Below are 24,881 nucleotides of genomic sequence, written 5' to 3' on the forward strand. Positions count from 1 at the left end.
CCGCATCATCCGCTACATGTCGAGAATGCATAATATTCTGCCGATTAATGGATAAATCAGCTGTCACGCTCGAGCGCATGCGCACCTTCGTGCGCGTTGCTGAACGAGGCAGTCTGTCGGCGGTCGCGCGTGAACTCAGGATCGGCCAGTCGACAGTCACGCGCCATTTGAGGGAACTGGAGGAGGCCGTCGGCGTCGCCCTGCTCAGCAGGACCACCCGGCGTGTCACGATGACCGATGAGGGCAGCCGCTATTATGCAGACAGCGTGCAGATCCTGCGCCTTGTCGAACAGGCGGGCGACGAGGTTCGCGGCACGCGCGCGGCGCCCGCGGGCACGATCCGGCTCTCCTGCACCGCCGCCATTGGGGTGCTGCATGTCAGCCGGCTTATCTTCGCGTTTCAGGACCGCTATCGCGACATCGGCGTCGATCTCAGCCTCACCGACGAACGCATCGACCTCGTCATGGAAGGCGTCGACATCGCGCTTCGTCTCGGCCCGCTCACCGACAGTTCCATGAAATTGCGAGCGCTCGGCCAATCCCGGCGACTGCTCGTGGGGGCGCCCGACTATCTCGCTGAACGCGGCAGGCCTGAAGGTCCCGGGGACCTGGCCGATCACGAAGGTATCCGGATGTCAAACGTTGCCGGCAGCGACACCCTTGTGCTGCAAGGACCAGACGGCAACCGCCATACAGTGCCGTTTGCAGGGCGCCTCCGGGTCGACCACGGGCTTGCCGCACGCGAAGCCCTGCTCGCCGGGCGCGGCATTGCGCCCGCCCACCAATGGCTTGTCGGCGATCTCCTGGCGTCCGGCCGGCTTGAAGCGATTCTGCCTGACTATGCGCTGCCTTCGGTTCCGCTCAGCATGCTGATCGTCCCCGAACGGGCGGGCATCGCCCGGGTCCGGCTGCTGGTCGATTTTCTTGCCCAACAGGTCGGCGGCATCCCCGGAATCGAGAAGCCACATGTGGAGCGGTGAGTATTCCGGCACGGCAGCCAAGCTAAGCCGGATGTCTTCATAGCGTGATCTAGCCAGCCGCGCCGCTGCCCCACGGTCCGTGGAACGCGCCCTGCTCGCCGATGCGCTCGAAACCATGCGCCCCGAAGAAGTCGCGCTGCGCCTGGATCAGGTTCGAGGTGCCGCGGCCCTGGCGGTAGCTGTCGAAATAGGCAAGAGCCGAAGACAGTGCAGGCACCGGCGCGCCGGCTTCGGAAGCCCTCGCCACGACGCGCCGCAGCGACGGATGCGCCTCCTGCATCAGGCTGATGAAGGCAGGCGCCATCAACAGGTTGGTGGAAGCGCCACCACTGAAAGCCTCGGCCATCGTGTCGAGCATCTGCGAGCGGATGATGCAGCCGGCGCGCCAGATCTTGGCGATCGTCGGCATCGGCAGGTTCCAGTTGAACTCCTTCGAAGCGCCGCTCATCACCGCGAAGCCCTGCGCGTAGGCGGCGATCTTGCCGGCGAACAGCGCCAGTTCGAGGTCTTTCAGCAGCGCGTCCTTGTCGCCGGAAATCCTGGCCACGCCGATATTGCCATAGGCTTTTTCCGCCGCCTGCCGCTCGTCCTTGATCGACGACAGCACGCGCGCCGCCACCGCCGCTTCGATCGCGGTCGCCGGAATGCCGAGCTGCTGCGCCTCGATGACGGACCATTTGCCGGTGCCCTTCTGGCCGGCGCGGTCGAGGATGATGTCGACCACCGGCTTGCCGGTCTTCGGATCGTCGGCGGCGAGCACCTTGGCGGTGATCTCGATCAGGTAGGAATTGAGCCGGCCCTTGTTCCAGTTGGAAAATACCGTGCCGATCTCCTTCGGCCCCATGCCGAGGCCGTCACGCAGGATGCCGTAGATTTCGGCGATCATCTGCATGTCGGCATATTCGATGCCGTTGTGGATGGTCTTGACGAAATGCCCGGCGCCGTCGGTGCCGAGCCATGCGGCGCAAGGTTCCTCCTTGAACTTGGCGGAGATCGCGGTCAGCACCTTCTCGACGCGTTTCCAGGAGTCTTCCGTGCCGCCGACCATGATCGAGGGTCCGTGGCGCGCGCCCTCCTCGCCGCCGGAGACACCCATGCCGATGAAGGTCAAACCCGAGCCAGAGAGCTCGGAAAAGCGCCGCATCGTATCGCGGAAATTGGCATTGCCGGCATCGATGACGATATCGTTGTCGGACAGCACGCCACGCAGCGCTTCGATCTGCTCGTCGACCGGCTTGCCGGCCAGCACCATGATGATGATCGGACGCGGCGGCCGGATCGCGGCGGCGAGTTCCTCCAGGCTGTAGCAGGGGACGACCATGTCCCTGAGCGCACCGGAATTCTCGACGAAAGCGTCGGTGCGTGCCCTTGTGCGGTTGAAGACGGCGATGCGGTGCCCGTGCTCGGCGATATTCAGCGCCAGGTTGGAGCCCATAGTGCCAAGGCCGATCAGGCCGATTTCGGCTTTTTCCATCGTTTCTTCCCTGCTTTCGGATCTGGTGTTTTCGAGCTTGCGCTCATTGTTGCTTGAATGATTGACGGCCCTTCAGGCCCGCGTCAACCGCCTCGCCCAATTGTGTGGCTGGGGCGTTACGGTCTGATGTCGACCGGCGCCTCGATCTTCACCATCTCGAAGTCCGAGACCAGGATGTCTATGCGCACCATCCAGCGGCCGGGTACCGGGATGATGAGGTTGTCGACACGCCAGCTGCCGTCGCCGGGCCTGGTCGCCGCGCGCTTCAGCGGTTCGATGCCGGAATCGGGCTTCGACAGCACCAGCGTCACCTCCTTGGCGTCGAGCGGTCCGAAATCGCCGGTCATGATGATCATCGAGGCGACCACCGGCCCCGCATGGCCTGGCGTGATGCTGAGATCGGCCATCGCCTGCAGCGCATGGATGTGGACCGAAACCGGCTGCGCCGCCGCGATCGCCAGTGCTCGTGGCGGCGGCGTGAAGCGCCAGCCCGCGGCGACTCCGAAGATCGCCAGCACGATCAGCACTTCGACGCTGACCGAGCGGGTGAGCCTGCGTTGCACCTCGGTCGCTCCCGCCTCGGCCGAAGCGGTGAGCTTCCAGCGATTGACTGCGGCAAGGGTGAACAGGAAGACCAGCAGCACGAGCTTGACCAGCAGCAGCCGGCCATAGGCTGTGTCGAGCAGCGCCGAGGGTATCTGCACCTGGATCACGGCCAGCACGATGCCTGCCGCGGCAAGCAAGGCCACCACAGGCAGGATTGCCCATGAGAAGTGGTGCAGGAATTCGACGGCGCCCGCCGCTTGACGCTTCAGCGCGAGACCGAGCGGCACCAAAGCGCCCGCCCAGAAAGCGATGCCGACGCCATGCACGAAGACCAGCGGCCGTGTCAGCCATTGCGGCTCGGCGGCACTGGCATGGCCGCTGGCGGCGAGTGCGACGCCGACGCCAGCCAGTCCGGCAAGGGCAAGCGGCCTGGCGGCCGCGCGCGGTCCGGCCAGCGACAGCAGGCCAAGTCCCAAGGCGACCAGGGCGATCAGCACCGTCCAGCCGAAGCTGGTGCCGAGCCCGGTGCGCCAGATCACCGGCTGCGCCAGATGGGAGAGCGGCGCCCCCAGCGCATCGAGACCCTGAAAGCCCAGCGACAAGGGTGCCGCCACCAGCCCGCACAAGATCGCGGCCGTGACAAAGCGACGGCCGGCACGGCCATCCCCGGCCAGCCAGGCAAAGGCGAACGCGCCGCCAATGCCGAAGAAAAGGCCCATGTAGAGAAAAACATTGCCGATCCAGATCGCCGACCGCAGCGGCCAGTCAATCGCCTCGGAGACGGCCGGCGGCTCGCTTGGCGCGCCGACGGAAAACAGCAGCGAGCCGCCGACCGGATGGCCGTCGGCGGAAATGACACGCCAGCTCAGCACATGCGTGCCGGATTTGAGCGCCCGCGGATTGTCGATCTCGACCGTCTGGTCGCTGAGACGGAAGTCGGTCAGCGGAACCGGGGTGCCGTCGGGCATCACCAACGTCAGCACCAGCGGCGAGACCGGCTCGCTGAAGGTCAGCGAGAACCGCGCCGGGGCCTGCGCCAGCACCGCACCGTCGGCCGGATCGGTCTTGATCAGCGCCGCATGGGCAAGGGCCTGGCTTGTCGAGGCCATGACGATGAGCGCCATGGCCGCGGCGAGCAGCCCGCCGGCAATCCAGCCGACGAGCTTGCTGTTCGTATCGACCATCCAGGAAGGTATTGCGATCATGCCGTGCCATGGGATGCGGCGCTCCGACAGGCAGAGCGCCAGGGAGAAAAGCTATTTCTTCGGCGTGAGCTTGATGCCGGGCGCCGGGTTCTCCAGCGCGTCCTCATCCTGTCCGGCCGCCGGAATCTCGATCCAGCGGGCCGCGGCATCGCCGCATTCCTGCACCACCGGGAAGTACAGCTTCTGGCCGACGGGCAGGTCGGCCGTCAGCGTCGCGCGGAAGACGAACTCGTCGTAGAATTCATCCGGCAAATTGCCGCCGCTCCAGTCGATTTCCTTGACCCCATCGGCAACCGCCTGACCATAGAGCTGGTAGGATTTTTCATATTTGCCCTTCTTGGCCTGCAGCGTCCAGCCTGGCTTCGGCATCGGCTTCACCGCGATCACCCCTTCCGGGATCTGCACGCGCACGGCCGTCGTCGCCTTGCCGTCGCAGCCATGCGGCACGCGCAGCACAGCCTTGTAGGTCGAGCCGACTGCCGCCTCCTGGGTCTCGAGCGTGATGTGCGCGAAGGCGGCATTTGTCCCCAACACGAGAAACGCGCCGGCCGCCAAAAGATATTTGTTCATGATGGTCCCTCAGATTCAAAATTGGTGATCGGCGCGATCAATTGGCGTGGTCGTCCATGCCGCCCATTTCGCCCATGCCTTCGACGGCGAACTCGATATTGACCGTGCCGGCCTTCTCGAAGGTCAGCGTGGCGGCGAATTTTTCACCCTGCTTGGGTTGCCGCTTCAGGCCGATGAACATCAGGTGGTAGCCACCGGGCGCCAGCGCGACCTTGCCGCCTGCCGGGACTTCCAGGGCACCATCCACTGGCCGCATGGTCATGACGCCGTCCTTGACGCCCATTTGATGCAGCTCGGCCTTTTCCGAGACGTCGGAGGAAATCGACAGCAGCCGGTCCGGTGTACTGCCCTTGTTGACGATGGTGAAATAGCCGCCGGCCACCTTGGCGCCGGCTGGCGTGGCGCGCGACCAGGGGTGTTCGATTTCGAGATCGCCGACCTTGAATTCATGCGCCAGGACGGCCTGGGCGCCCAGGAAGACAAGCGCGAGGGCCAACGCGGCAATGCCGAAATCGGCTTTGAAGCGGGACAGGGTGCGGCCGAACACAGTGCCCGCCGATATACGGAAAGAATGGGACATGGTTGCTCCATGACGTGATGATCGCGCCGTCGCCGGTCGCGAATGCTTGATCTTGGATGAGTACGCTCGCGAAAGGTTCCGCAAGCAAGCAGGCTCAAGCCGCCAATGGCGGCGCGCGCGGGTTCGATGGGGAGCGTTCGCGGGCGAAGTCGAGATGCGTGGTCGCCGGGAAGACGAAGGCGACGGTCTCGAAGGAAAGAGACGCAAGTGCAAGCCCGGCATCGGCCGGCGGCGCATAGGCCGGCGAAAACATGCTGCAGCCGAGTGTGCAGCAGGCCGGCGGATGGGACGGGTGCTGGTCGCCGCCGGGAAGCTGTGTGGCGCCATCATGGGTACAGATGACGTTGCCGAAGGCATCGAGCTGCGCGGTATCAGGCCCGATGCTGAAGGCGAACGCACCAAGTGTCGACTGGAGCAACAGCAGACAGGCCGCGACAAGCGCGACCGGCATGCTCCAGCGTCTCTCCCGGCGGTTCACCATTTGCCTCTTCAAACGATCGATGACTATCCCTACCACGGCAGCCAGAGGTCGAAAATCGGCAATTCCATGCTGCGGCAACACGGCAGGATCAGTTCTTTTGGGATGGCCGGCTTTCCGGAATGGAGGTCAGCAATGTCTGGCGGGCCGACTTCAGGTGCTTGCGGCAGGCGGCATCGACCTTGCCGAGATCGCGCGACTTGAGCGCCTCGATATAGGCCAGATGCTCGCCGATCGCGACTTCGTTGCGCTCGCGTTCCTGCGCCTTGTTCCACTGGTAGTGGTAGTGGAAGATCATGGCGATGACGTCGTAGAAATCGACGATGAAGCGGTTGCGCGAGGCGCGATGAATGAGCCGGTGCAAGCGCTCGTCCAGCTCCGAGAACTCATTGAAACGCGTCGCGATCTCGCGTGCCAGAACGCGGTGTTCCTCCTCCAGCCGATCGAGATCACCCCATACCGGACTGTCCTGCGGCAGCGCGGTGAATGCGGCGGCCGAGCGCAATTCGAACATTTCGCGGATCTCGGTCAGTTCCAGCGCGAAGGCCCGCGTGAAGCCTTTCAGCACCCAATGGCTGTTGCGGCGTTTTTCGATCAGGCCGAAGCGGGAGAAGCGGATCAGGAACTCGCGTACGCTGGTGGTGCCGACGCCGATCTCGCGCGCCAGTTCGAGCTCGTTGATCTGCATACCGGCCTCGGCGCCGCCGGCCAGCAGCCTGCGCATGAAGGACCGTTCGATGATCTCGGCCAGCGTGTCGGTCTCTTCCTCGGGAAAGAAATCATCCGCACGTGGGTCGCGCAGCACCGTCTTGGCGCGCTTGTTCCAGGCGATCAGCCCGGTCTCTTCCATGCGCGCCAGGATGCTGCGCACGGTCGTGCGGCTGACTCCCAGCAAGGCGCCAAGTTCCGGTTCCGAAGGCAGGCTGCGCGTCTCATCGAGCAGCCTCAGACAACGGTTATAGGCGTCCTTGTAGACGTTGTTGCTCTTCGACATCCCCTGACCCATTGCACGCCAGCGCTTGCGGCGGCCGGCTTGAAGCGCAATATGACGTTCCATCGTCCGCAGCGCCACCACTTACCCAAGGCGGAACCGCCGTGAAAAAACAATTGACGCAAAACTGTTTTTTCACGATAAAAGACATTAACTCTTAACAGGCGCGTGTCAATCCGCGCATCCCAGGATCACCCAGGAAACCGCCCGTGAACGTCTCGAATACCATTCTTCTGTCCCCCGCCGACAATGTCGCCGTTGCCAATGGGCGCATCGAGATCGGTACCGCCCTGCCGGGCGGCGCGCTCGCTGCCACCGTCATCGAGCCCGGCCACAAGGTGGCGATCAAGCCGATTGCCGCGGGTGAAGCCGTGGTCAAATACGCTCAGGCGATCGGTCGCGCCACGCAGGACATCGCGCCGGGCGAGCATGTCCATTCGCACAATCTGGTTTTCGAGGCCGGCCGCCTCCCTGTGGTGCCGCCAAGCGAGGCCGAGCATGCGACGGAGGCGGACCGCGCCCGGACATTCATGGGCTATCGCCGCGCCGACGGTCGCGCCGGCACCCGTAACTTCATCGGCATCATCGCCAGCGTCAATTGCTCGGCCACCGTCTGCCATTCGATCGCCGACACCGCCAACCGAACCCTTTTGCCGAAATATCCCGGCATCGATGGCTTCGTGCCCATCGTCCATGGCCAGGGTTGCGGCATGAGCGGCACCGGCGACGGCATGATGGTGCTGCACCGCACGCTGGCCGGCTATGCCCGCCACCCGAATTTCGGCGGCGTGCTGATGGTCGGGCTCGGCTGCGAGGTCAACCAGCTCACGCTTTACGGCCAGAAGGGTGCCGCCGCCGGCAAGCGCCACTTCAACATCCAGGATGCCGGCGGGTCGCGCAAATCGGTCGAAAAGGCGATGGGCGTGCTGGCCGAGATCGCCGAGGAAGTCGGTCAGTTGAAGCGCGAGCCGATCCCCGTCAGCGAGATCGTCGTCGGCCTGCAATGCGGCGGCTCCGATGGCATGTCGGGTATCACCGCCAATCCGGCGCTGGGTGCGGCCGTCGACATCCTCGCTGGCGTCGGCGGCATCGGCATCCTCTCCGAGACGACGGAAATCTATGGCGCCGAGCACCTGCTCGCCTATCGCGCCGCAAGCCCCGAGGTCGCCAAGAAGCTCGATGGCTACGTGAAATGGTGGGAGGATCACGTCGCCAAGCATGGCGCCTCGATCGACAACAATCCGTCGCCTGGCAACAAGCGCGGCGGCCTAACCACCATCCTGGAAAAGTCGCTGGGCGCGGTCGCCAAGGGCGGCCAGACGCCGCTTAACGGCGTCTTCGGCTACGCCGAGAAGGTCACCGGCAATGGGCTGGTGTTCATGGACACGCCCGGCTACGACCCGGTCTCTGCCACCGGTCAGGTCGCGGGCGGCGCCAATGTCATCGTCTTCACCACCGGCCGCGGCTCCTGCTTCGGCTGCCGGCCGACTCCCTCGATCAAGGTCGCCACCAACTCGACCATGTATCACCAGATGGAAGAGGACATGGACGTCAATTGCGGCGTCATCGCCTCCGGCGAAAAGACCATTGCCGGCATGGGCCGCGAGATCTTCGAACTGATCGTCGAGACGGCTTCGGGCCGCAAGACCAAGAGCGAGGATTTTGGCTACGGGGACAACGAATTCGTGCCCTGGCATCTCGGCGCGACGCTCTGATTTCGGTTGATATCTGATAGACTGCCCGGCCGGACAAGTGGCCGGGATGGGAGGTTGCGCATGGAAAAACGCCGCATCGGCCAGACCGCGTTGGAGGTCACCGAAGTCAGTTTCGGAGGCGCCGCGATCGGCGGCCTCTACCGGGCGTGTTCGCGCGAAGCGGCAATGGAAACGCTGCAGGGTGCCTGGGAGGCGGGCCTGCGCTATTTCGACACCGCGCCCTTCTACGGTTTCGGCCTGTCGGAACGGCGCTTCGGCGATTTCCTGCGCTACAAGCCACGTGATTCCTATGTGTTGTCGACCAAGGTCGGCCGCCTGCTTCACCCGGTGCCCGAAGATCAGGTGCCAGACCACTCCTATGTCGATCCGCTGCCCTTCGCGCTGGACTACGACTATTCCTATGACGGCATCATGCGCTCGGTCGAGTTCAGCTATGCGCGCCTTGGGCTAAACAGGATAGACATCCTGTTTGTCCACGATATCGGCGTTTACACGCACGGTGTCGAGAAAACCAAATTGCACTTTCGCCAGTTGATGGACGGCGGCCTCAAGGCGCTCGAGGAGCTGAAGCGGGCCGGCACCATTTCCGCCTACGGGCTCGGCGTCAATGAAGTCCAGATCTGCCTCGACGTGATGCGCCGCGCGCCGCTCGACTGCATCCTGCTCGCCAGCCGCTATTCCTTGCTCGACCGCAGCGCGGAAGCCGAATTGCTGCCGCTGTGCCGGGCGCAACGGACCTCGCTTGTCATTGGCGGGGTTTTCAACTCAGGCATATTGGCGACCGGGCCGGTGCAAGGGGCGCATTTCGACTACCAGCCCGCCAGCCGCGATGTTCTCGACCGTGTCGACGCCATGGAGAAGATCGCCGCTGAAAGTGGCTACCCGCTGCCTGCCGCCGCGTTCCAGTTTCCTTTGCACGAACCCGCGGTCGCCACTGTGCTGACCGGTACCGCAAGATTGGCAAACCTGACGCGCAACCTCGAACTGCTCGATATCGACGTGCCGGAGACGGACTATGCCAGGTATCGTCCCTACACGGTGGTGCAGGAACTGCATTGAAGCGCATCGTCGCGATGTGCACGGGCGCGCGACCCGCCTTCACGATGTCGCGATCCAGAGAAGAATGAACATTCCATGTTGACTGATCTATGGAATTAATATTCCATACCTTCACAGAACGGAAACGGGAGCGCCTGACCGCGACAAGGGGGAAGCCGCCGCTAGGGGAGTCATTGTCTGGAAGAACTGGCTGAAACACCGCTTGCATCGGCTGGATCGATGCACTATCAAAACGGTGCAACTGTTTTTTATTGATAAAGTTCTGTTTGGGCCACGCCTATCCGGACGGAGCTTCCGTTAACGTTCACCGGGCGACTTAGGGAGGATCCTATGAAATTCGTGACCAGCATTCTCAACCGCCGCGCCGTCATGGCACTGGCGGCAGCATCGATGCTCACCGGGGTCATGCATACCGCACCGGTTTCGGCGGCGGATGTGACCATCCCGATCATCGTCAAGGACACCACGTCCTTCTACTGGCAGATCGTTCTGGCCGGCGCCCGCAAGGCCGGCAAGGATCTCGGCATCAACGTGCCGGAACTCGGCGCTCAGGCCGAGACCGACGTCAATGGCCAGGTCTCGATCCTCGAGAACGCCGTCGCCAGCAACCCGGCCGCGATCGTGATCGCGCCCACCGAGTTCAAGGCGCTGGGCAAGCCGATCGATGAAGCGGCCGCCAAGGTCAAGGTCATCGGCATCGACTCCGGCGCCGACTCCAAGGCCTTCACCTCGTTCCTGACCACCGACAACGTGCAGGGCGGACGCGTCGCCGCGGACGGCCTTGCCGCCGCCATCGGCGCCGCCAATGGCGGCAAGATCGAGGGCGACGTCGCCCTGATCACCAACGCTCCCGGCGCCGGCTCGCTCGAACAGCGCAAGCAGGGCTTCACCGAGCAGCTCAAGGCAAAATATCCCGGCCTGAAACTGGTCGCCGACAAATACGCCGACGGCCAGGCCACCACCGGCCTCAACATCGCCACCGACCTGATCACCGCCAATCCGAACCTCAAGGGCATCTTCGCCTCCAACCTGATCATGGCGCAGGGCGTCGGACAGGCCGTCGCCGAGAACAACCTTGGCGGCAAGCTGGCGCTGGTCGGCTTCGACAGCGACGAGAAGCTGATCAAGTTCCTCAACGACGGCGTCATTTCCGCCCTCGTCGTCCAGGATCCCTACCGGATGGGCTATGACGGCATCAAGACCGCGCTCGCCGCCTCGAAGGGCGAGAAGGTCGAGGCCAATGTCGACACCGGCGCCAATCTGGTGACCAAGGCCAATATGAAGGACCCCAAGATCGACGCGCTGCTCAATCCCAAGCTCTAAGCAGCCGGCGTTCAAACCGCTTCCGGGGCCAGAGGCCCCGGAAGCATCCGCCGCCAAAGCGGCTTGGCGATCAGCCCGTTTGGCCTTCGCCTGAAAGACGACCGCAGCCTCGCCGAATGCCAACCGCGAGGCCAATCTGGGAGGATTGTCATGACGCCGACGGCGCAGGAACTGCATCCGGCCCCCGTGCTGGAACCCGGCAGGACCATCCTCGAACTGCGCGGGCTGGAAAAACGCTACCCCGGCACCCACGCGCTGAAGCCGGTCAATCTCGCCTTCAAGTCAGGCGAAATCCACGCCATCGTCGGCGAGAACGGCGCCGGCAAATCGACCCTCATCAAACTCCTGACCGGCGTCATGCCGCGCACCTCTGGCGAGGTCCTCTGGGAAGGCCAGCCGGCTGCCTTGGCGACGCCGCATGAAGCGATGGCGCTCGGCATCAATGCCGTGCACCAGGAAGTCGTGCTGTGCCGTCACCTGACGGTCGCCGCCAACATGTTCCTTGGCGAGGAAAATTCCCGTTTCGGCATCCTGCAGCAGCGCGCCATGGTCAGGGAAGCGCAGACGATCATCGACGATCTCGGCTTCGACCTGCCGGCGCATGTCGTGCTGGGTGATCTCACCATCGGCCAGCAACAGCTGATCGCCGCTGCCCGCGCCACGGTGCGCGGCACCAAATTCCTGATCTTCGACGAACCCACGGCCTACCTCACCCGCAAGGAGGCCGACCAGCTTTTCACGCTGATCCGGCGCCTGAAGGGTGAAGGCGTGACGATCATCTACATCAGCCATCGCATGGAGGAGGTCTTCGAACTCGCCGACCGGGTTTCCGTGCTGCGCGACGGCACGCTGGTCGGCACACGCAATATCGCCGAGACCAATGATGCCGAGCTGGTCAAGATGATGATCAACCGCTCTATCGAACAGGTCTATCACAAGGAGCATTTCACGCCGGGCGCTCCGATCGTCGAAACAAGGAACCTGTCGGGCAAAGGCTTCGAGAACATCTCGATGACGGTGCGTGCCGGTGAGATCGTCGGCCTCTACGGACTGATCGGCGCCGGCCGCAGCGAGTTCGTCACCTCGCTCTATGGACGTCACAAGAAGTCGGCCGGCCAGATCCTGTGGGAAGGCAAGGACGTCCAGATCAACTCCGAGCACGACGCCATCAAGCTCGGCATGGCACTGGCGCCGGAAAGCCGCCGCGACCAAGGCCTTTGCCTCAATTTGCCGGTTGGCCTCAACCTCAATTTGCCGATCTACAAGCGCATCTCCAGCAATCTGTTGATCTCGAACGCGAAAGAGAAGGCCGAGGCCGACCGTCAGATCGCCGGCCTGAGGATCAAGACGCCGACGCGCGGGGCGCTGGCGTCGAGCCTTTCGGGCGGCAACCAGCAGAAGATCGTCATCGGCAAATGGCTGGCGCACGGCGCCAAGCTGTTCATCTTCGACGAACCGACGGTCGGCGTCGATGTCGGCACCAAGGCGGAGATCTATCGCCTGTTCGGCGAGCTGTTGTCGAAGGGCGCCGGCATCATCCTGATCTCGTCCTATTTGCCGGAGGTCTACGAACTGGCCGACACGCTGCACGTGTTCCGGCGCGGCAAGCTGGTGGCCACGCACGGGTTCCACACCGCCAGTCACGAGGACATTCTCACGCAGGCGCTCGCCGAGAAACAAGAAAAACTGGGAGGACAGACATGAGCATCGAGGCGATCCCCGCCGAAAAACCGAAGCGCAACTACAACGTCCTGTTCGGGCTGACGCTGCTGGCGCTGCTGGTGCTGCTCTGGATCGTCCTGTCCCTGGCGACGCCAAGCTTCGCCTCGGGCAACAACATCGCCAATCTTCTGCGGCAGGGCTCGATGATCGCCATCATGGCGGTCGGCCAGACCTTCGTCATCATTACCGGCGGCATCGATCTGTCGGTCGGCGCGGTGGTCGGCTTCGCCACCGTCGTCGTCGCCATGCTGATCAATGCCGGCGTTCCGATCGCGGTCGCCATCCTGATCACCTTGCTCGTCGGTGTCGCCATCGGCCTTTTCCATGGCTTCGGCATCGTCAAGATGGGCTTGCCGCCGTTCATCATCACGCTGGCGACGCTGACCTCGCTGCGCGGCATCGGCCTTTTGATGACCAACGGCAACTCGATCAACATCAACAGCGACAGCTTTACCGCCTTCTCGCGCAATTCCTTTATCGGCATCCCCAATTTGTTCTGGATGGTGATCCTGGTGGGTGTGCCCGCCTATGTCTTCCTGCATCACAGCCGTTGGGGCCGCTACCTCTTTTCGGTCGGCTCCAACGCCGAGGCCTCGCGCCTGTCCGGCGTCAATGTCCAGCGCACCATCTACATGGCTTACACGCTGTCCGGCCTGTGCGCGGCCTTCGTCGGCGTGCTGCTCGCCGCCCGCATCGGCATCGGCAACCCGACCCAGGCCGAGGGCTGGGAACTGCAGGCGATCGCCTCTTCGGTCATCGGCGGCACCTCGCTGTTCGGCGCGGTCGGCTCGGTGCACGGGCCGCTGCTTGGCGCCTTCATCCTGGCCACCATCAACAACGGCGCCAACCTGCTCAACGTCAACTCGTTCTGGCAGCGCATCATCACCGGCGCGCTGATCATCATCATCGTCTACTTCGACGGACTGCGCCGCCGCGGCAAATGACGCATTCCAATCGATCGCCGGCCTGGCGCGGGCCGGCGATTTCTTGAACAGACTGGATCAAAGCATGAAAGCCGTCGTCTGCCGCTCGCCCGGCGACCTTGCTGTCGAAGACCACCCGGCTCCCGGCGCCCCACCTCCCGGCTGGGCTCTGGTGGCGGTCAGCCATGTTGGCATCTGCGGCACCGACTACCATATCTTCGAGGGCAAGCACCCTTTCCTCGCCTATCCCCGCATCATGGGCCACGAAGTCTCCGGCACAGTGATCGAGCGGGGCGAAGGCGTCGACCTCGCCCTTGGCGAACCGGTGATCATCAACCCCTACCTTTCCTGCGGCAAATGCATCGCCTGCCGGCACGGCAAGCCCAATTGCTGTGTCAGGATCGAAGTGCTCGGCGTGCACCGCGACGGCGCGATGTGCGAACAGATCCTGGTGCCGGCTAAGAATCTCTATCCCACCAACGGCCTGTCGCTCGCCGACACCGCCGCCGTCGAATTCCTGGCCATCGGGGCGCATGCCGTCCGGCGCGCCCGGGCCGAGCCTGGCGCCCGCACCCTGGTCATCGGCGCCGGCCCGATCGGGCTCGGCACCGCCATCTTCGCCCGCATTGCCGGGTTGGATGTGACACTTCTCGATATGAGCACCGAAAGACTGGTCTTCGCGGCGAGTGAACTCGGCTTTTCGATTCTCGACGGCTCGCAAGGACCCGTGTCCGATCTGGTGCGTGATGCGACCGACGGCGAAGGCTTCGACGTAGTCTTCGACGCCACCGGCAACACGCGATCGGTTCAATCTGCCTTTGCCCACGTCGCGCATGGCGGAGCGCTGGTGCTGGTCAGCGTCGTCAAGGACGATATTGTTTTTTCCGATCCCGAGTTCCACAAGCGAGAAATGACATTGATCGGCAGCCGCAATGCGTTGCGCGCCGACTTCGACCATGTCGCGGCCTCGATCCGCAACGGTGCCGTGCCGTTGGCCAAGCTTGTCACCCACCGCACCACGCTGGCCGATACGCCAGGAGATCTCGCACGCTGGGCGCATGAAAAGTCGGGCCTGATCAAGGCCGTGATCGAGATCGGATAGCCCTACAGCGCCGACAGCTTCAACTCCACCCGCTCGGCCGGAAAACGCGACTCCGAAAACTGGATTGGCTGGCCGTCAGGCGTGACGTTGACCGCAACCGTGACCAGCACGATGGCGCCCGGCTGCAGATCGAGATCGGTGAGATCGGCGGCGTCCGCATGGCGTGCCGAGAGCACGGTCGATTGCCTGAGATAATCGTCGATACCGAAACGTGCGAGCGAGGCGGTGATAGAACCGGTTTGCGCCATCGCCTTGTCGATGCCGGCAAAGCGCCGGGCATCGAACCATCCAGCGGCGCGCGACACTGGCCGTCCGTCAGCCTCGCCGCGTGTTTCCAACCGGATCACCTCGGCACCCCTGGCAAGGCCAAGGCCTTCGGCCACGCGCTGGCTGGCGGGCTCGACCGACGAAGCGAGCAGCACGATGTGCCGTTCCGACGTCTGCCCCTGCAGGCCGGCCGAAAAGCGTGTCCGCGCGCCAATCGGATAGGACAGCCGCTTGCGTGACAGGACGAAGGTGCCGCGTCCCTGCTCGGCCCGCAGCACGCCCTCCTGCACGAGGGCCGATATGGCGCTGCGTACGGTGTGACGGTTGACGCCGTAGCGCTCGGCCAGCGCGACTTCGGGCGGCAGCGCGGCGTTTTCGGCGAAATCGCCGGCGGCGATGGATTGCAGGATCCTGTCGGCGATCTGGCGCCACAGTGAGACGCCGCTGCGCCGCTCGATGCTGTCGGCCACATCATGCCCGATCATGTTTTGCCCCCCGGCCTGTCACGCACCCGTCATGGACTCGCGTTAGGTAACATGTATATTTGTATAGTTGTCTATATCAATAGACAAATTTAGCTGAGAGGAAGTTGGCGATGCGAGGACAGGAAGGCCGCGACCAGGCCGAGCGCAAGGCCGCCATGGCGACGCTGGCGCAATCGAGCGGCGACGACATCGTCCGGCTCTGGAACGAGTCCGGCCTGCCTTCGCAAGCCGAACTTCTGCGCGGTCCCGAGACGGGCCTTGTCACGCTTCGTGGCCGCATCGGCGGCGGCGGCGCGCCCTTCAATGTCGGCGAGGCGACCGTCACGCGTGCTACTGTCCGGCTGCCATCCGGGCAGGTCGGCCATTGTTACGCGCTTGGCCGCGACAAGCAGAAGGCGAAGCTGGGAGCAATAGCCGACGCGCTCTGGCAGGACCCTGCCCGCCGCACCGAGGTCGAGACCAGGCTCATTACGCCTTTACGCTCGGCTCTCACCGCTGCCCAGGAAAAACGCCGCGCCGAGACGGCGGCAACGAAGGTGGATTTCTTCACCATGGTTCGCGGAGAAGATTGATGGATATCGCTGCGCAATCGATCGAGGGCGGTTTCGCCGATCCGGTCTTCAACGCTCAGACCGTGTTTCGGGCCGTCATGGATGCCATGGCGCGGCCGGGCAGTGTCCACCCCTTGCCACCCCTGGCCCGCCCGCCGGCTCCGCTCTCGGCGACGTCGGGCGCCGTAGCACTGGCGCTATGCGACAACGACACGCCGCTCTGGCTCGACCCTGCCCTGCATGCCTCCGCCGCGATCGGGTCCTGGCTTGGTTTCCACACAGGCGCGCCGCTGGCCAACACGCCGGCCGACGCGCATTTCGCGTTTGTTGCCACGCCGGCCGAGATGATGGCGCTCGACGGTTTTTCGCAGGGCACGCAGGATTATCCCGACCGATCGACGACGCTGATCCTGCAGGTCGGCGATCTCACTTCAGGGACCCCGCTCTTGCTGGAAGGCCCGGGCATCGAAACCAGCGCCACGATCGCGCCGGTACAGATGCCGCGCCATTTCGTCGAGCAGTGGAAGCAGAATATCAGGCGCTTTCCGCGCGGCGTCGACATCATCCTCGCCACATCGGACGGCATAGCCTGCCTGCCGCGCACGACGCGCATCAAGACGATGGAGGTGTAAGATGTATGTCGCGGTAAAAGGCGGCGAGGCCGCCATTGCCAACGCCCACAGCCTGCTCGCCGATCGCCGGCGCGGCGACCGCTCGGTGCCCGCACTTCGCCTCGACCAGATCGTCGAACAGCTGGCGCTCGGCGTCGACAGGGTGATGAGCGAAGGCTCGCTCTATGACCGTGAACTGGCCGCACTCGCCATCGTCCAGGCACGCGGCGACATGATCGAGGCGATCTTCCTGGTGCGCGCCTACCGCACAACGCTGCCGCGCTTCGGCTACAGCAAGCCGATCGACACCGGCTGCATGCTGGTCGAACGGCGCGTCTCGGCGACCTACAAGGATCTGCCAGGCGGCCAGTTGCTCGGTCCGACCTTCGACTACACGCATCGGTTGCTCGATCCTGAACTTGCCGCTGGGGCCGATGTCGCCGATCCCTTGCAGCGCGAGACGGAAGCGCAGCCAATGCCGCGCGTCTCGGCGATCCTCGCCCGTGAAGGCCTGATCGAGCCCGATGGCCAGATGCCGCAGGACCATGTGCCCGGCGACATCACCCGCGAGCCGCTGGAATTCCCGATGGCGCGCGACATCCGCCTGCAGGCACTGTCGCGCGGCGACGAGGGTTTTCTGCTGGCGCTCGGCTATTCCACCCAGCGCGGCTATGCCCGCAACCATCCCTTCGTCGGCGAAATCCGCATCGGCGAGGTCGAACTGGAACTCGACGTTCCCGAACTGCCCTTCGCCGTGCCGCTCGGCACGGTGCGCGTCACCGAATGCCAGATGGTCAACCAGTTCAAGGGCTCGGCCAAGGCGCCGCCGCAATTCACCCGCGGCTACGGCCTCGTCTTCGGCCAGAGCGAACGCAAGGCGATGGCCATGGCACTCTGCGACCGGGCCCTGCGCGCCGCGGAGCTCGGCGAGGATATCGTCGCCGCCGCCCAGGACGAGGAGTTCGTCATCTCGCACTCCGACAATGTCCAGGCCACCGGCTTCGTCGAGCACCTGAAGCTGCCGCACTACGTCGACTTCCAGGCCGAACTCGATCTCGTACGTCGCATGCGCGCCGAGTACGAAGCACGCGAAAATCCAGCGAAGGCGGAAGAAAAAAAGGAGGCAGCGGAATGACTGCGCAACCGACCGACATCGCCACCTACAACTTCGCCTATCTCGACGAGCAGACCAAGCGGATGATCCGCCGCGCGATCCTCAAGGGGATCGCCATTCCGGGCTACCAGGTGCCGTTCGCCTCGCGCGAAATGCCGATGCCCTATGGCTGGGGCACTGGCGGCGTCCAGGTCACCGCGTCGATCATCGGCCCCGACGATGTGCTGAAGGTCATCGACCAGGGCGCCGACGACACCACCAATGCCGTGTCGATCCGCGCTTTCTTCAAGAAAGTCGCTAACGTCGCGGTGACGACCGACACCGCCACCGCCACCATCATCCAGACCCGCCACCGCATCCCCGAACATCCGCTCACGGCGGGCCAGGTGCTGGTCTACCAGGTGCCGATCCCCGAACCGCTGCGCTTCCTCGAGCCGCGCGAGACCGAAACGCGGAAAATGCATGCGCTGGAGGAATACGGCCTCATGCATGTGAAGCTCTATGAGGATATCGCCAAGCACGGCCGCATCGCCACCACCTATGCCTATCCGGTCAAGATCGAGGGCCGCTATGTGATGGACCCGTCGCCGACACCGAAATTCGACAATCCCAAGATGCACCGCTCGCCGGCCCTGCAGCTGTTCGGCGCCGGCCGCGAAAAGCGCATCTACGCCGTGCCGCCCTTCACCGATGTGGTGAGCCTCGACTTCGAGGATCATCCGTTCGAGGTGCAGACTTTCGATCAGCCCTGCGCGCTATGCGCGGCCGAGAATGTCTATCTCGACGAGGTCATCCTCGACGACCATGGCGGCCACATGTTCGTCTGCTCCGACACCGATTATTGCGAGAAGCGGCGCGCCGACGGCCATCGCGGCCACCTCGCCCCCGAAACCGACCTTGCCGCAGGAAACATGGAGCCGGCGCAATGACCGACGAACCGCTGCTGCGCGTCTCGGCGCTCTCCAAGTTCTATGGCTCGCGGGTCGGCTGCGACAATGTCTCCTTCGACCTGTGGCCGGGCGAGGTTCTGGCGGTCGTCGGCGAGTCCGGCTCCGGCAAGACGACGCTGCTCAACTGCCTGTCGACGCGGCTGCTGCCTTCCTCCGGCACCGCCAGCTACCGCATGCGCGACGGCCAGTTCCGCGAGCTCTACCGCATGAGCGAGGCCGAGCGCCGCTTCCTGATGCGCACCGACTGGGGCTTTGTCCATCAGAACCCAGCCGACGGCCTGCGCATGACGGTCTCGGCCGGCGCCAATGTCGGCGAACGGCTGATGGCGGTCGGCGACCGCCACTACGGCAAGATCCGCGCCACCGCGGTCGACTGGCTGTCGCGCGTCGAGATCGAGGAAGACCGCATCGACGACGAACCGCGCGCCTTTTCCGGCGGCATGCGTCAGCGGCTGCAGATCGCCCGCAATCTCGTCACCGGGCCAAGGCTGGTGTTCATGGATGAGCCTACAGGTGGCCTCGACGTCTCGGTGCAGGCCCGCCTGCTCGACCTGTTGCGCGGCCTTGTCACCGATCTCGGCCTTGCCGCGATCGTCGTCACCCACGACCTCGCGGTGGCGCGGCTTCTGTCGCAGCGCATGATGGTGATGAAGGATGGCCGCGTCGTCGAAAGCGGCCTCACCGACCGCGTCCTCGACGACCCGCGCGCGCCCTACACGCAATTGCTCGTATCCTCGATTTTGCAGGTGTGATGATGGCGCCAGGCCACCACCCGCTGCCAAGCGAATTTTTCAACGTTGGCGATTGGCGAAACCGCCCGACACAGCCCCTTCTCCCCGTCACTATACGGGGAGAAGTGCCCGGCAGGGCGATGAGGGGCGGCGCTGACCTGGCGGGAACGTGCGTTGCGGACGCATCTGTCGTCCCGACACCTTCGCCCTGCGCAAAGCAACTGCTCAGCCGGACCTCGGCGCTGCCCCTCATTGTCCTGCCGGACATTTCTCCCCGTATAGTGACGGGGAGAAAGAGCCGCATCCTCCCGCCGACCGATCACAATCGGAGAACCTTCTGATGCCGACCCCACTCGTTGTTTCCGACGTTGCCAAAAGCTTCACCATGCATCTGCGCGACGGCATCAAACTCCCTGTCGTCGCGGGTGTCTCGTTCTCGATCAAGGCGGGCGAATGCACCGTGCTCGGTGGTCCGTCCGGCGCCGGCAAGAGCTCGATCCTGAAGATGCTCTACGGCAACTACGCCGTCGACGAAGGCCAAATCATCGTCAGGCACGAGGACGGACTGATCGACCTCGCCCATGCCAGCCCGCGCACCGTGCTTGCCGTACGCCGGCAAACGATCGGCTATGTCAGCCAGTTCCTGCGCACCGTGCCGCGCGTCTCGGCTCTCGACGTCGTCGCCGAGCCACTGGTTGAACGCGGCGAGGAGCGCGAGGCAGCCCGAGCCAAGGCACGCGCGTTGCTGGCCCAGCTCAACCTGCCGGAAAAACTCTGGATGCTGCCACCGGCAACCTTCTCGGGCGGCGAGCAGCAGCGTGTCAACATCGCGCGCGGCTTCATCACTGAGCACCCCATCCTGCTGCTCGACGAGCCGACCGCATCGCTCGATGCGACGAACCGCGACGTGGTGATCGAACTCATCGCCGCCAAGAAGGCGGCGGGCGTCGCCCTGCTCGGCATCTTCCACGATCACGATGTGCGCGAGGCGGTGGCCGACCGCATCATCGACGTCACCGCCTTCGCTCCGGGAAAAATCGCCGCATGACCAGGAAGCTATCGGAGACGCCGCTGGTTCACCCGACGGCGGAGGTCCACAACTCGACACTCGGCCGCTGGACCGAGATCGCCGACCGCAGCCGGGTTTCGGAAAGCGAGCTCGGCGACTATTCCTACATGATGCAGGACTGCGCGATCTGGTGCGCGACGATCGGCAAGTTTGCCAACATCGCCGCCAGCGTCCGCCTCAATGCCACCAACCACCCGACCTGGCGGCCGACGCTGCACCACTTCACCTACCGCGCCTCCGACTATTGGGACGATGCCGAGCATGAGAGCGAATTCTTCGCCGAGCGCCGCGCCAAGCGCGTCAGCATCGGCCACGACACCTGGCTCGGCCACGGCTCGACCGTCCTGCCCGGCGTCACCGTCGGCGACGGCGCCGCCGTTGGCGCCGGCGCGGTCGTCTCGAAGGACGTCGCGCCCTACACGATCGTCGCCGGCGTACCGGCAAAACCGATCCGCGAGCGCTTCGACCGCCGCACCGCCGAGCGCTACCAAACGCTTGCCTGGTGGGATTGGGATCACGCAAGGCTGCGCGCCGCGCTCGATGATTTTCGGGAGCTGACGGCCGAAGCGTTTTTGGAGAAATACGAAGAACGTGCATCGGGCAAAGAGGCATAGCCCTCGCATCATCGTCATATCGCCGGCTTGTTCATATCCTTGACACAGGACTCGGACAGGACGCGATCTCCTTCAAGGAGATCGCCATGCTCGACACCCTCAGACCCTCGCTCGCCGGATTCTTTGCCGGCTCCAATCCGGCGTTGCCGGCGCATCTCGGCACGCGCTACGACTCGTCAGGCAACTTCCTCCTCGAGCCGGGCAACACCGTCGTCAGCCATCTGGTCAGCGGCTCGCCTTCGGAAGCGGTGGTGTTGGCTGTCCGCGAGAAGATGCTGGCAATGCCTGATGCCGACCTCCTCGCCTTCACGCCCGTTTCCAGCCTGCACATGACCCTTTTCCAGGGCATAATCGAATATCGCCGTCGCCTGCCCTTCTGGCCGCCGGACGTGCCGCTCGACACCAGCATCGACGCCATGACCCGCCTCTATCTGGAGCGCCTGAAGGAGTTCCAGGGCTTCGGTCCTTTCAACATCAAGGTTGTCGAGATCCTGCCGACCGGCCTCACCGTTGCCGGCGCGACCGACGAGGATGCGCGCATCATGCGTGCATGGCGCGATGCGCTCGCGGTGCCGTTTGGCTACCGGCATCCCGATCACGACACCTACGTCTTCCACATCACCTTCGCCTATCAGATCCAGCGCTTTGATGATGATAGGGCCGCCGCGTGGCAGGCGCTGTTTGACGGTTGCCTGGCGCTTTTCGCGCGCCAGGCGCCGGTGATCGAGATCAAGGCTCCCGCCTTCTGCGCGTTCCGCGACATGAAGCATTTCGAGGAATTGCTGCTGCTCGGCTGATCGCCCGCAAGGCGCCAGTCGCCGCGCCTGTGGAGCGTAACAAAACTGACATCATCGCGACACGGCAGGTTCATGTGGTTGCGTTAGGCGAGTGCCTGACGATCAATATGGACCGGACTGGAACCAGCCCATGTCAGCAAACTCTGCCACGCTCGAAATCCGCGGCGTCAGCCGACGATTTGGCAAGAACACCGCAGTTAGCGACGTCAACATCTCGATCCCGCAAGGGCAGATGGTCGGCGTCATCGGTCGTTCGGGTGCAGGCAAGTCCACTCTTCTTCGCATGATCAACCGTCTTGTCGACCCCAGCCAGGGGTCGATTTTTTTTGACGGCGCAGAGGTTTCCAGGCTGCGCGGGTCGCCGCTGCGCCGCTGGCAGCGCGACTGCGCCATGATCTTCCAGCAGTTCAACCTGGTGCCGCGCCTCGACGTGCTGACCAACGTGCTGCTCGGCAAACTGAACCACCGTTCGACCCTGTCCAATCTTCTCGGCATGTTTTCGCGCGCCGAGTGCGCCGAGGCGGTCGCCGCGCTCGAGCGGCTCGACATCGCCCGCACCGCACTTCAGCCCGCCGGCACGCTGTCGGGCGGCCAGCAGCAGCGCGTCGCCATCGCCCGCGCCATGATGCAGCAGCCCAGGGTGATCCTCGCCGACGAGCCGATCGCCTCGCTCGACCCGCTCAACGCCAAGGTGGTGATGGATTCTCTGCAGGACATCAATCTGCGCGAAGGCATCACCGTTGTCACCAATCTGCATACGCTCGATACCGCCCGCACCTATTGCAACCGCATCATCGGCATGGCCGCCGGCAAGGTCGTCTTCGACGGGCCGCCCGAAGAGCTCGACCGCCAAGCCGTGCGTCTTGTCTATGGCGCCGACAGCAATGGCGGCGAGATATCGGAGGTCATCACCTCCACCAGTGTTGCCTTCAAGCAGAAGATCGCCGCATCCGCCGGACCGCTCGAGCCCGCATTCCCGGGATACTGAGCCCAGTAAGGGCCAATAGCGAGCAGCCTGGATCGTCCGCCCGCGTCAAGGGCACTTGTCAAGATCAAGAACGCTGCCGGCGCGGGGCCGGAACTTACAGGAGAGATATCAATGTTCAGGAAGATGGTTTTCGGTGCCGTTTCGGTGCTCGCCATGGCCACCAGCATGGCCCACGCCGCCGACATGAAGGAATTTCGCGTCGGCATTCTCGGCGGTGAAAACGAAACCGACCGGCTGCGCAACTACCAGTGCCTGGCCGATCACCTGAAGGCCGAATTCGGCTTCGAGAAGGTTTCGCTGTTCCCGGCCGCCGACTATGACGGCGTCATCCAGGGCCTGCTCGGCGGCACGCTCGACTTCGCCGAACTCGGCGCTTCCGGCTACGCCAGCGTCTATCTCAAGGATCCGAAGGCGGTTACCCCGATCCTCACCACCAAGCAGACGGACGGCTCCACCGGCTACTATTCGATCGGCCTGGCGCTGAAGACGTCGGGGATCACGGACATCAAGTCAGCCAAGGGCAAGAAGCTCGGCTATGCCGATCCGGATTCGACCTCCGGCTATCTGATCCCGCTGACCCAGATTCCGAAGACCACCGGCGCCTCGAACGAGACCTACTTCGCTTCGACCCAGTTCAATGGCGGCCACGAAAACAACGTTCTGGCCGTGCGTGACGGTAAGGTAGATGTCGCGGTCGACGATTCCTCGGGCATCGGCGACTTCAAGAACGGCTACACCTCCGGCACCTTCCACAAGGAAGTCGCCAAGGGCGCCGTCGACCCTAACGACTTCGTCGAAGTCTGGCGCTCGGGCCTGATCCCGAACGGCCCGCTTGTCGTGCGCACCGCGATCGGCGATGACATGACCGCCAAGCTGGCGGCCTTCTTCACCGACCTGCCCAAGAAGGACAAGGCTTGCTTCGAAGGCGTCGAAGGCGGCGATTTCACCGGCTACGTTCCGGTGAAGCCGGACTTCTACAGCGTCATCGTCGAAGCCCGTAAGGCAGCCATCGGCGGCTAACGGCGAAATTGCAACAGGGCGGTACCTCATCAAGTACCGCCCTTTTTGCATCTCCGATCATGACCCTTTCCGTGACAGCCCCCTCCGGCGCCACCCACGAGATGGCCGATGCCTGGCGACGCCAGACGTCGCTGCGACGGTTCTATACCGTGCTGGGCGTCGGCCTGCTGCTTGCCGCGATGCTTTCCAGCATGTGGTTCGCCGATGAAGCCAACGCCGGGCACTTCTTCGACCGGCTGCCGCATATTCTGGATTTCCTGAGCTGGCTGGTCCCCAAGGACTGGAACGACGTCTGGCGGGCGCTGTTCGACATTGCCTCGCCGCATGATACCGGGACCCAGGAATTCAACTTCCCGCTCGGCCGCGTCTACGTCTGGGACGGTTTCTACATCCCAGAATATTTCGAGCTGATGCTGACCACCGTGAACGTGGCGCTGGTCTCGACCTTCATCGGCTTTGTCTTCGCCGTGCCCTTTTCCTTCATCGCGGCGCGCAACCTGACGCCTCATCCGGCACTGAGGCTGGTGGTCAAGCGCTTCATGGAATTGCTGCGTGCCTTTCCGGAGATCGTCATCGCCGGGCTGTTCGCGGCCATCGTCTCGACCGGTCCGATCGCCGCCATCATCGCCATCGGCCTGCATTCCATCGGCGCACTCGGCAAGCTGTTCTACGAGATCAACGAGAACATCGACATGCGAGCCGAGGAAGGCCTGCGCGCAGTCGGCGCCAACTGGTTCGAGCGGGTTCGCTTTGCCGGCCTGCCGCAGGTGTTGCCCAACTTCATGTCGTACACGCTGCTGCGCGTGGAGATCAACGTCCGCGTCTCGACCATCATCGGCGCCGTTGGCGGCGGCGGCATCGGCGAAGAGCTGAAGCTCTCGATCTCGCGCGGCTTCGGCGCCAAGACGCTGGCACTGGTGCTGCTGCTGTTCACAACCATCTTCATCATCGACCAGTTTTCCGCCTGGCTTCGTCGCAAGCTGGTCGGCGAACAAGCCTTTATGATGGGGGCGTAA

General features: G+C 64.1%; 25 protein-coding genes. 18 read left to right on the forward strand and 7 right to left on the reverse strand.

Annotation, left to right across the window (positions count from 1 at the left end):
• Positions 1–47 precede the first annotated feature (47 nt).
• A complete protein-coding gene (locus LB516_RS22935) occupies positions 48–980 on the forward strand; it encodes a LysR family transcriptional regulator (protein WP_224528962.1) in 933 nt (310 codons plus the stop codon).
• A 49-nt stretch (positions 981–1,029) separates the two neighbouring features.
• Here the strand turns inward: LB516_RS22935 and gndA are convergent, their stop codons facing one another.
• From gndA to LB516_RS22965, 6 genes are all read right to left on the reverse strand, one after another.
• Complete coding sequence (gene gndA, locus LB516_RS22940; protein WP_224720419.1) at positions 1,030–2,454, reverse strand: NADP-dependent phosphogluconate dehydrogenase; 1,425 nt, start codon at positions 2,452–2,454, stop codon at positions 1,030–1,032.
• A gap of 116 nt (positions 2,455–2,570) precedes the next feature.
• Positions 2,571–4,205, reverse strand: a complete 1,635-nt coding sequence (locus tag LB516_RS22945) for a copper resistance CopC/CopD family protein (protein WP_224642512.1) — start codon at positions 4,203–4,205, stop codon at positions 2,571–2,573.
• A gap of 51 nt (positions 4,206–4,256) precedes the next feature.
• A complete protein-coding gene (locus LB516_RS22950; protein ID WP_140661681.1) occupies positions 4,257–4,775 on the reverse strand; it encodes a YcnI family protein in 519 nt (172 codons plus the stop codon).
• A gap of 37 nt (positions 4,776–4,812) precedes the next feature.
• Positions 4,813–5,355 carry a copper chaperone PCu(A)C gene (locus LB516_RS22955; RefSeq protein WP_224720420.1) on the reverse strand — a complete coding sequence of 181 codons (543 nt, stop codon included), beginning with the start codon at positions 5,353–5,355 and terminating at the stop codon, positions 4,813–4,815.
• 94 nt (positions 5,356–5,449) lie between these two features.
• Positions 5,450–5,806: a DUF2946 family protein gene (locus LB516_RS22960; protein WP_224587523.1), complete on the reverse strand. Its 357-nt coding sequence runs from the start codon at positions 5,804–5,806 to the stop codon at positions 5,450–5,452.
• 118 nt (positions 5,807–5,924) lie between these two features.
• The gene (locus tag LB516_RS22965; RefSeq protein ID WP_224720421.1) at positions 5,925–6,827 is read right to left on the reverse strand and encodes a GntR family transcriptional regulator; all 903 of its coding nucleotides are present in this window, start codon (positions 6,825–6,827) and stop codon (positions 5,925–5,927) included.
• A 206-nt stretch (positions 6,828–7,033) separates the two neighbouring features.
• Between LB516_RS22965 and LB516_RS22970 the strand changes: the two genes are divergently transcribed.
• From LB516_RS22970 to LB516_RS22995, 6 genes are all read left to right on the forward strand, one after another.
• Positions 7,034–8,539 carry a UxaA family hydrolase gene (locus tag LB516_RS22970; RefSeq protein WP_015315665.1) on the forward strand — a complete coding sequence of 502 codons (1,506 nt, stop codon included), beginning with the start codon at positions 7,034–7,036 and terminating at the stop codon, positions 8,537–8,539.
• A 60-nt stretch (positions 8,540–8,599) separates the two neighbouring features.
• On the forward strand, positions 8,600–9,598 hold the full coding sequence (locus LB516_RS22975; protein ID WP_224720422.1) for an aldo/keto reductase: 999 nt from the start codon (positions 8,600–8,602) through the stop codon (positions 9,596–9,598).
• Positions 9,599–9,928: 330 nt separating this feature from the next.
• Positions 9,929–10,921, forward strand: coding sequence for an ABC transporter substrate-binding protein (locus LB516_RS22980; protein ID WP_015315663.1), 993 nt, complete (start codon positions 9,929–9,931; stop codon positions 10,919–10,921).
• A 150-nt stretch (positions 10,922–11,071) separates the two neighbouring features.
• The gene (locus tag LB516_RS22985) at positions 11,072–12,625 is read left to right on the forward strand and encodes a sugar ABC transporter ATP-binding protein (RefSeq protein WP_140618932.1); all 1,554 of its coding nucleotides are present in this window, start codon (positions 11,072–11,074) and stop codon (positions 12,623–12,625) included.
• Positions 12,622–13,587 carry an ABC transporter permease gene (locus tag LB516_RS22990; RefSeq protein WP_015315661.1) on the forward strand — a complete coding sequence of 322 codons (966 nt, stop codon included), beginning with the start codon at positions 12,622–12,624 and terminating at the stop codon, positions 13,585–13,587. The genes LB516_RS22985 and LB516_RS22990 overlap by 4 nt, the downstream gene beginning before the upstream one ends.
• Positions 13,588–13,651: 64 nt before the next feature.
• On the forward strand, positions 13,652–14,668 hold the full coding sequence (locus LB516_RS22995; RefSeq protein ID WP_224642516.1) for a zinc-binding alcohol dehydrogenase family protein: 1,017 nt from the start codon (positions 13,652–13,654) through the stop codon (positions 14,666–14,668).
• A gap of 2 nt (positions 14,669–14,670) precedes the next feature.
• Here LB516_RS22995 and phnF read toward each other — a convergent pair whose 3' ends face one another.
• Positions 14,671–15,420 carry a phosphonate metabolism transcriptional regulator PhnF gene (gene phnF, locus LB516_RS23000; RefSeq protein WP_224720423.1) on the reverse strand — a complete coding sequence of 250 codons (750 nt, stop codon included), beginning with the start codon at positions 15,418–15,420 and terminating at the stop codon, positions 14,671–14,673.
• Positions 15,421–15,530: 110 nt separating this feature from the next.
• On the opposite strand from phnF, the gene phnG reads away from it, so the two are divergent.
• The 11 genes from phnG (at position 15,531) to phnE (ending at position 24,881) form a co-directional block, all read left to right on the forward strand.
• On the forward strand, positions 15,531–15,992 hold the full coding sequence (phnG, locus tag LB516_RS23005; protein ID WP_140787834.1) for a phosphonate C-P lyase system protein PhnG: 462 nt from the start codon (positions 15,531–15,533) through the stop codon (positions 15,990–15,992).
• Entirely contained in the window at positions 15,992–16,603 is a 612-nt protein-coding gene (gene phnH, locus LB516_RS23010) for a phosphonate C-P lyase system protein PhnH (protein ID WP_224720424.1), read from the forward strand. Before phnG ends, phnH begins: the two co-directional genes overlap by 1 nt.
• A gap of 1 nt (position 16,604) precedes the next feature.
• Positions 16,605–17,717: a carbon-phosphorus lyase complex subunit PhnI gene (locus LB516_RS23015; RefSeq protein ID WP_140713169.1), complete on the forward strand. Its 1,113-nt coding sequence runs from the start codon at positions 16,605–16,607 to the stop codon at positions 17,715–17,717.
• Positions 17,714–18,625 (forward strand): alpha-D-ribose 1-methylphosphonate 5-phosphate C-P-lyase PhnJ, encoded by a 912-nt coding sequence (locus LB516_RS23020; protein WP_015315655.1) that lies wholly within the window; start codon positions 17,714–17,716, stop codon positions 18,623–18,625. The genes LB516_RS23015 and LB516_RS23020 overlap by 4 nt, the downstream gene beginning before the upstream one ends.
• Complete coding sequence (gene phnK / locus LB516_RS23025; RefSeq protein ID WP_015315654.1) at positions 18,622–19,398, forward strand: phosphonate C-P lyase system protein PhnK; 777 nt, start codon at positions 18,622–18,624, stop codon at positions 19,396–19,398. Before LB516_RS23020 ends, phnK begins: the two co-directional genes overlap by 4 nt.
• Positions 19,399–19,717: 319 nt before the next feature.
• Complete coding sequence (gene phnL, locus LB516_RS23030) at positions 19,718–20,425, forward strand: phosphonate C-P lyase system protein PhnL (RefSeq protein WP_015315653.1); 708 nt, start codon at positions 19,718–19,720, stop codon at positions 20,423–20,425.
• Positions 20,422–21,060: a DapH/DapD/GlmU-related protein gene (locus LB516_RS23035; RefSeq protein ID WP_224720425.1), complete on the forward strand. Its 639-nt coding sequence runs from the start codon at positions 20,422–20,424 to the stop codon at positions 21,058–21,060. Before phnL ends, LB516_RS23035 begins: the two co-directional genes overlap by 4 nt.
• 86 nt (positions 21,061–21,146) lie before the next feature.
• Positions 21,147–21,857, forward strand: a complete 711-nt coding sequence (locus tag LB516_RS23040) for a DUF1868 domain-containing protein (protein WP_224720426.1) — start codon at positions 21,147–21,149, stop codon at positions 21,855–21,857.
• Between the two features lie 130 nt (positions 21,858–21,987).
• Positions 21,988–22,845 carry a phosphonate ABC transporter ATP-binding protein gene (phnC, locus tag LB516_RS23045; RefSeq protein ID WP_015315650.1) on the forward strand — a complete coding sequence of 286 codons (858 nt, stop codon included), beginning with the start codon at positions 21,988–21,990 and terminating at the stop codon, positions 22,843–22,845.
• 111 nt (positions 22,846–22,956) lie between these two features.
• Complete coding sequence (phnD, locus tag LB516_RS23050) at positions 22,957–23,865, forward strand: phosphonate ABC transporter substrate-binding protein (RefSeq protein ID WP_015315649.1); 909 nt, start codon at positions 22,957–22,959, stop codon at positions 23,863–23,865.
• A 59-nt stretch (positions 23,866–23,924) separates the two neighbouring features.
• Positions 23,925–24,881: a phosphonate ABC transporter, permease protein PhnE gene (gene phnE, locus LB516_RS23055; RefSeq protein ID WP_224720427.1), complete on the forward strand. Its 957-nt coding sequence runs from the start codon at positions 23,925–23,927 to the stop codon at positions 24,879–24,881.

The sequence above is a fragment of the Mesorhizobium sp. CO1-1-7 genome, assembly GCF_020164885.1.
In the GTDB taxonomy this organism is placed as follows: Bacteria; Pseudomonadota; Alphaproteobacteria; order Rhizobiales; family Rhizobiaceae; genus Mesorhizobium; species Mesorhizobium australicum.